The organism is Micromonospora arida (assembly GCF_042873195.1).
Taxonomy (GTDB): domain Bacteria; phylum Actinomycetota; class Actinomycetes; order Mycobacteriales; family Micromonosporaceae; genus Micromonospora; species Micromonospora arida.
Genome location: NZ_JBIALC010000003.1, coordinates 639,419 through 646,427 on the forward strand (window position 1 = coordinate 639,419; position 7,009 = coordinate 646,427).

5 protein-coding genes are annotated in these 7,009 nt (G+C 71.7%); 2 read left to right on the forward strand and 3 right to left on the reverse strand.

Features of this window, described 5'->3' with window-relative positions:
* Positions 1 to 14 precede the first annotated feature (14 nt).
* On the forward strand, positions 15 to 1,502 hold the full coding sequence (locus ACFYP0_RS14220) for a VOC family protein (protein WP_124859633.1): 1,488 nt from the start codon (positions 15 to 17) through the stop codon (positions 1,500 to 1,502).
* A gap of 38 nt (positions 1,503 to 1,540) precedes the next feature.
* Here ACFYP0_RS14220 and ACFYP0_RS14225 read toward each other — a convergent pair whose 3' ends face one another.
* From ACFYP0_RS14225 to ACFYP0_RS14235, 3 genes are read right to left on the reverse strand one after another with little or no spacing between them, the layout of a single operon-like run.
* A complete protein-coding gene (locus ACFYP0_RS14225) occupies positions 1,541 to 1,975 on the reverse strand; it encodes a DUF4233 domain-containing protein (RefSeq protein WP_124859631.1) in 435 nt (144 codons plus the stop codon).
* The gene (locus tag ACFYP0_RS14230) at positions 1,972 to 3,306 is read right to left on the reverse strand and encodes a bifunctional folylpolyglutamate synthase/dihydrofolate synthase (protein ID WP_124859629.1); all 1,335 of its coding nucleotides are present in this window, start codon (positions 3,304 to 3,306) and stop codon (positions 1,972 to 1,974) included. The genes ACFYP0_RS14225 and ACFYP0_RS14230 overlap by 4 nt, the downstream gene beginning before the upstream one ends.
* Positions 3,303 to 5,921 carry a valine--tRNA ligase gene (locus ACFYP0_RS14235; RefSeq protein ID WP_112586026.1) on the reverse strand — a complete coding sequence of 873 codons (2,619 nt, stop codon included), beginning with the start codon at positions 5,919 to 5,921 and terminating at the stop codon, positions 3,303 to 3,305. Before ACFYP0_RS14235 ends, ACFYP0_RS14230 begins: the two co-directional genes overlap by 4 nt.
* Before the next feature lie 69 nt (positions 5,922 to 5,990).
* On the opposite strand from ACFYP0_RS14235, the gene ACFYP0_RS14240 reads away from it, so the two are divergent.
* The gene (locus tag ACFYP0_RS14240; protein ID WP_124859627.1) at positions 5,991 to 6,677 is read left to right on the forward strand and encodes a hypothetical protein; all 687 of its coding nucleotides are present in this window, start codon (positions 5,991 to 5,993) and stop codon (positions 6,675 to 6,677) included.
* Positions 6,678 to 7,009: the final 332 nt, after the last annotated feature.

Sequence of the window (7,009 nt, forward strand, 5' to 3'; positions counted from 1 at the left end):
CCGGGAGGTCCACTGTGGCGAATGGCGGGAACCGACCCATCGCGCCGGTACGCAAGCTGATCGGCGCGGTGCTGGGCACCGTGGCCACGTTCGTCGTCCTGTTCGGGCTCGGCATGACGAGTTGGGCCATCGTGGCTCTCGGGGTCGCCCTGCTGGTGCTGGCGATCGCGCTGGCGACCGTACGCGGCGGCGGTCGCACGTGGGTCGTCGGCGTCGGGCACGTGCACAGCGCCTCCGAACCACCCACCCAGTACGCGTTCGGCCGCTGCGAACTGCAACTGGTGATTGACGCCCCCGGTCTGCCGCCGCGGTCCAAGAAGATCATTGAGCCGAGGGTGCCGGTCTCCAAGTGGCCGTCGCTGGGCCAGACCCTGCCGATCCGGGTCGCGTTGGACGACCAGCGGCACGTCAAGGTCCTCTGGGACGAGGTGCCGACCCATGCCGAGACCGCCGCTGCCGTCGCCGATCTTCCGCCGGAGTTCGCCGACGCGGAGGCGATGGACGATCTGTTGATCCAGCAGGACGCGCCGCCGTGGGCCGACCGCGCACCGGACGACGACTTCCGCGACCCGGCCGGTGACCCGTTCCGGGACCCGGTCGGTGACCCGTTCCGGGACCCGGCCGGTGATCCGTTCCGCGACCCGCTCGGTGACCCACTGCGCACCGAACCCTCCCGCGACGACCTCCGGCGCGACGACCCGGGCGTCATGCCGGAGGAGCGCGAGCCCGTGGTGATGCACCAGAGCCCGGGTGGTCCGGTGGTGTTGGAGGGCGTCGTCGTCGAGCCGCAGTCCGGTGGGCTGCCCCGGCGGGCGACCACTCCGGCACCGCGCCCGCCCGCCGAGGAGCGCTTCGACGAGCCCGCCGCCGACCGGTTCGACGCTTCGGAGGAGGGCGGCACGACCGCCCCGCCCGCCGAGGACCCCGTCGAGCAGCCCAGCGCGCAGCGCTTCGACCCGCCGCCGGCGCAGCGGTCCGGCCCGGGCGCGGCCGACCCGCTGGACCCACTCGATCTTCCGCTGGACGATCCCTCCCCGGCCGGGGCCGCACGCGCGACCGTGACCGACGAGGAACTGGACCAGGCGATCTTCGGGTTCGACGCCGGCTCGGCCACGGACCCGGCCGCGCCGATCAGCGGAGTGGGCCTCACCCTGCTGGTCACCGACCTGCCCCGGTCGCTCGGCTTCTACCGCGACGTGCTCGGCTTCAGCGAGGTCGACCAGGGAGCCCACAACGCCGTCCTGGCCTCCGGGACGACCCGGATCGTGCTGCGCGAGGTGACCGGGGCGGCGCCCATCAGCCGCCGACTCGTGCACGTCAACCTTGAGGTGAGCGACATCGAGGCGGCGTACGAGCGGTTGCGCGAGTCGGGCGTCCGCTTCACGTACGCGCCCCGGGTGGTCAACCGGGGCACCAAGCTGGAGGTGTGGGCCGCGGCCTTCCGCGACCCGGACGGCCACGGCGTCGCACTCACCCAGTGGCGCGAACGCGCCGACGCCTGACCCGGCCCGCCTTCGGCCGGCGCCGGCCGGGTCCGGCGTCAGCCGAGAATGACGCGGCGAACGTGCAACGCGTACGCCCAGACCAGGGCGAAGATGATGCCCAGCCCGAGCAGCGACCAGTGCAGCAGGCCGCCCAGCAACAGCAGGCCCTGGAGCACGGTGCCCGCGTTCCAGGCCCACTGGCGACGCATCATGCCGGCGAGCACCACGGCGGCCACCGCCAGTGCCACCACCGCACCGATCGCGGCGCCGCCGAGGTCACCGCCGACCACCCGGATCGGTTGGATCGCCAGCAACAGCACCAGCGCCTCCAGGCTGAGCGTGCCAGCGCCGAGCCCGCGTACCGCCCGCTCCGGGTTACGCAACCCGGAGCGTCGCGGCTGCCCGGCCGTGGGCTCCTCCCCCACCGGTTGCTCGACCGGCGGGCCGGTCGGGTCGTCGGTGGGGTGCGGGTCCCGCTCCGGGCTGGTCATCGCTTCAGCAGCCGGCGCGCGTCGGCGACCGTCACCACGGACCCCGTGACCAGCACCCCGACCCCGCTCAGCTCACCGGGGACGTCCTCCTCGGCCAACGCCACCGCCAACTCGATGGCGTCCGGCATCTCCTCGGCCGAGTCCACCCGCTCATCGCCGAAGATCTCGGCGGCCAGCGCGGCGAGTTCCTCCGTCGGCATCGCCCGTGGCGAGCTGTTGCGGGTGACCACCACCTGGTCGACCACCGGCTCCAGCAGCTCCAGCAGCGCTTCGGCGTCCTTGTCGGCCAGTACGCCGATCACGGCCACCAGCTTGCTGAACGCGAACTCCTCCTGGAGCGCGGTGACGGTGGCCTTCATGCCGTGCGGATTGTGCGCACCGTCCAACAGGATGGTCGGGGCGTTACGAACCCGCTCCAGCCGACCCGGGGAACTGGTCGAGGCGAAGCCCTCCCGGACCGCCTCGATGTCCAGCTGACGTCGAGCCCCCGCACCCAGGAACGCCTCCACGGCAGCGAGCGCCATGGCCGCGTTCTGCGCCTGGTGGGCACCGTGCAGCGGAATGAACACGTCGTCGTACACGCCACCCAGCCCCTGGAGGGTGAGCACCTGACCGCCGACGGCGACCGCCCGACCCAGTACGCCGAACTCGCCGCCCTCCCGGGCGATGGTGGCCCCGACCTCGGCGCAGCGCTCGAGGAGGGGACCAGCGGCCTCCTCCTCCTGGGCCGCCGAGATCACGGTGGCCCCCGGGTGGATGATGCCGGCCTTGGCCAACGCGATGTCCTGGATCGTGTCACCGAGCCACTCGGTGTGGTCCAACCCGATGGGGGTGATCACACAGACCCCGGCCTGGAGAACGTTTGTGGCGTCCTCGGCCCCACCGAGGCCCACCTCCACCACCGCGATGTCGACCGGCGCGTCGGCGAAGGTGGCGAAAGCCAGCGCGGTGGTCATGTCGAAGTACGTCAGCGGCTCGTCCGACCGCGCGTCGACCAGCTCGGCCAGCGGCTTGATCTCCCGGTACACCGACGCGAACCGTTCCTCGCTGACCGGTTCCCCGTCCAGGCTGATCCGCTCCCGGACGGTCTCCAGGTGCGGACTGGTGTACCGCCCGGTGTGCAGCCCGTGCGCCCGCAACAGCGAGTCGATCATCCGCGCGGTGGAGGTCTTGCCGTTGGTGCCGGTCAGGTGGATCGCCGGGTACGCCCGCTGCGGGCTGCCGAGCAGATCGAGCAGCGACTCGATCCGGTCCAGCTCGAAGACCATGCGGGTGAAGCCACGGGCGTTCAGCTCGGCTTCGACGGCGGCGAAATCGGTACGGTCGGTCACGAGGGCAGTGTCTCCAGAGCAGCGTCGATCCGGACCAGGTCGGCCTCGGCGGTGGCGAGCCTGTCGCGGATCTTCGCGACCACCGGCTCGGGGGCCTTGCCGATGAAGGCAGGGTTGTCGAGCTTCGCCCGGGCCTGCGCGACCTCCTTCTCGGCTGCCGCGCGGTCCTTCGTCAGCCGGGCCCGCTCGGCGGCCACGTCGATCGACCCCCGGGTGTCCAACGCGACACCGACCGCGCCGGGCATGGCCAACGTGGCGCTGGCCTGGAAGTCGTCACCGGCCGGATCCAACCGGACCAGCGAACGGATCAGCGGCTCGTGGGCAGCGATACCCGCGCCGGACAGCCCGTCCAGGCGGGCAGCCACCCGCTGCGTGGGGCGCAGCCCCTGGTCGGAACGGAACCGGCGGATCTCGGTGACCACCCGCTGCACGCCGACCAGCTCGGCCTCGGCGGCGTCGTCGACCAGCGACCGGTCGGCCACCGGCCAGGCGGCGGCCTGCACCGTCTCGCCGCCGGTCAGCGCGAGCCACAGCTCCTCGGTGACGAACGGGATGACCGGGTGCAGCAGCCGCAGCAGCTGGTCGAGCACGTGCCCGAGCACCCGGCGGCTGGCCTCCGCGCGCTCACCGCCCTCGGCGAGCACCGGCTTGCTCAGCTCGACGTACCAGTCACAGACGTCGTCCCAGGCGAAGTGGTACAGCAGGTCGCACACCTTGGCGAACTCGTACGCCTCGAACTGCTCGTCGACCTCGGCGGTGACGTGCGCCAACCGGGACAGGATCCACCGGTCGACGGTGGAGAGCTGCTCGGTGGGGGGCAGGTCGCCCGTGGTGTGCGCGCCGTTCATCAGGGCGAACCGGGTGGCGTTCCAGAGCTTGTTGCAGAAGTTGCGCGAGCCCTGGCACCACTCCTCGCTGACCGGGACGTCCTGGCCGGGGTTCGCGCCCCGCGCCAGGGTGAACCGGGTGGCGTCGGCGCCGTACCGGTCGATCCAGTCCAGCGGGTCGACCACGTTGCCGAACGACTTCGACATCTTCTTGCCGAACTGGTCGCGGACCATGCCGTGCAGCGCGACCACGTCGAAGGGCGGCCGGCCGTCCATCGCGTAGAGGCCGAACATCATCATCCGGGCGACCCAGAAGAACAGGATGTCGTACCCGGTGACCAGCACGCTGGTCGGGTAGAACTTCGCCAGGTCCGGGGTCTGCTCGGGCCAGCCCAGGGTGGAGAACGGCCACAGACCGCTGGAGAACCAGGTGTCCAGGACGTCCTCGTCCTGGTGCCAGCCCTCGCCGGTCGGCGGCGCCTCGTCGGGGCCGACGCAGACGATTTCACCCGCCGGGCCGTACCAGACCGGGATGCGGTGCCCCCACCACAGCTGGCGGGAGATGCACCAGTCGTGCATGTTGTCGACCCAGGCGAAGTAGCGCTTGGCCAGCTCGGCCGGCTCGATGCGCACCCGACCGTCGCGCACCGCGTCACCCGCGGCCTGGGCCAGCGGGGCGGTGTTGACGAACCACTGCAGCGACAGCCGCGGCTCGACGGTGGTCTTGCACCGCGAGCAGTGCCCGACCGCGTGCACGTACGGGCGCTTCTCGGCGACGATCCGGCCCTGCTCCCGCAGCGCCGCCACGATCGCCGGCCGCGCCTCGAACCGGTCCAATCCCTCGAACGGGCCGGGCACGGTGATCACACCGCGCTCGTCCATCACGGTCAGCGCGGGCAGGTCGTGCCGCTGGCCGATCTCGAAGTCGTTCGGGTCGTGCGCCGGCGTCACCTTGACCATGCCGGTGCCGAAGGACGGGTCGACGTGCGCGTCGGCGACGATCGGGATCCGGCGGCCGGTCAACGGCAGCTCGACCTCGGTGCCGATCAGGTGCTGGTAGCGCTCGTCGTCGGGGTGCACCGCCACGGCGGTGTCGCCGAGCATCGTCTCGGCCCGGGTGGTGGCCACCACGACCTCGTCGCTGTAGCGGATCGAGATCAGCTCACCGTCGTCCTCGGTGTGCTCGACCTCGATGTCGGAGAGCGCCGTGAGGCAGCGCGGACACCAGTTGATGATCCGGTTGGCCCGGTAGATCAGGCCGTCGTCGAAGAGCTTCTTGAAGATCGTCTGGACGGCGCGGGTCAGCCCCTCGTCCATGGTGAAGCGCTCGCGGTCCCAGTCGACGGAGTCGCCGAGGCGGCGCATCTGGCCGAGGATGGCACCACCGGACTCGGCCTTCCACTGCCAGACCCGCTCGACGAACTTCTCCCGGCCGAGATCGTGCCGGGACAGCCCTTCGGCGGCGAGCTGACGCTCGACCAGGTTCTGGGTGGCGATGCCGGCGTGGTCCATGCCCGGCAGCCACAGCGCTTCGAAGCCCTGCATCCGCTTACGCCGGGTCAACGCGTCCATGAGCGTGTGCTCGAAGGCGTGGCCCATGTGCAGCGAGCCGGTGACGTTCGGCGGCGGGATGACGATGGTGAAGGGGGGCTTGTCGCTGTCGGCGGAGGCCCGGAAGTGCCCGCCGGCTACCCACTGCTCGTACCGTCGCTGCTCTACCTCGCCGGGCTGGTACTGGCCGGCAAGGGTCGGGGCGTCGGGGCGTCGGGCATCCAGTCTCTCGGTCACCGGACAAGTCTACGGAGGGCTTCCGCAGACCTGACGTGCGCCACCTGCCGTTCGCGTACGGTGTCGGCTATGTCCGACGCACATCTCACCGAGCGGTCGCGCGACGGCGGCCGCGAGCCGGTCGAGCTGACCGAAGAGCCGATCCAGCTGAGCACCCGCGACTCCGGAGGCGACCCCGACGAGCGGTCCAGCGGCTGGTCACGCCGCCGCAAGATCGGTTGGACCATCGCACTGGTGGTTGGTCTCGCCGGTGCCGGCGTGCTTGGTGTCGGTGGGTGGCGGGTGGCGCAGCAGAAGGACACCCAACTGGCGTCACCCGATCGGGTGGCGGGTCTGACCCGCGACGACAGCGAGCGGGCGAAGAGCACGGCCGACTATCTGCGCAGCGGCCTGGCGGCGAACATCGAACTGGACCGCAGTTTCGGCACGGTCTACCGCGACCCGGCCGACGACAAGCGCTCGGTGCTCATCTTCGGGGGCACCACCCTGCTGTGGCAGCCGGAACGGGACCTGGACAGCCTCTTCCGCCTGATGTCCGACGAGACCGGTTCGGTGAACGGTCTGCGGGAGCTGCCCGCGGGTGATCTCGGCGGGGTGCTGAAGTGTGGCAGCACCAGCGGCGAGGGCGGGGACTTCGCGGTGTGCGGCTGGGCCGACCACGGCAGCGTGGTGATGGCGATGTTCCCGGGCCGGTCGGTCACCGACGCCGGCGGCCTGCTCCGCAACCTCCGCCACGGCATGCAGACCCGAGACTGATCGGCACCGCCGGCCGCTCCGCCAGCACCAACCCGCTTGACCACCGATCCGCCCGCCACCGACCCGCCTGGACCACCAACCCGCCCAGGCCACCAACCCGCCCAGGCCACCAACCCGCCCAGGCCACCGATCCGCCCAGGCCACCAACCCGCCCAGGCTGCCAACCCGCCCAGGCTGCCGATCCGCCCGGGCCACCAACCCGCCCAGGCTGCCGATCCGTCCGGGCCACCGATTCGCCCAGGCCACCAACCCGCCCAGGCTGCCAACCCGCCCAGGCTGCCGATCCGCCCGGGCCACCAACCCGCCCAGGCTGCCGATCCGTCCGGGCCACC

Excerpts from the sequence above, each read along its gene's own strand:
- ACFYP0_RS14225 (WP_124859631.1), bottom strand. The coding sequence starts at position 1,975 with ATGACCAGCCCGGAGCGGGACCCGCACCCCACCGACGACCCGACCGGC.
- ACFYP0_RS14240 (WP_124859627.1), top strand. The coding sequence starts at position 5,991 with ATGTCCGACGCACATCTCACCGAGCGGTCGCGCGACGGCGGCCGCGAG.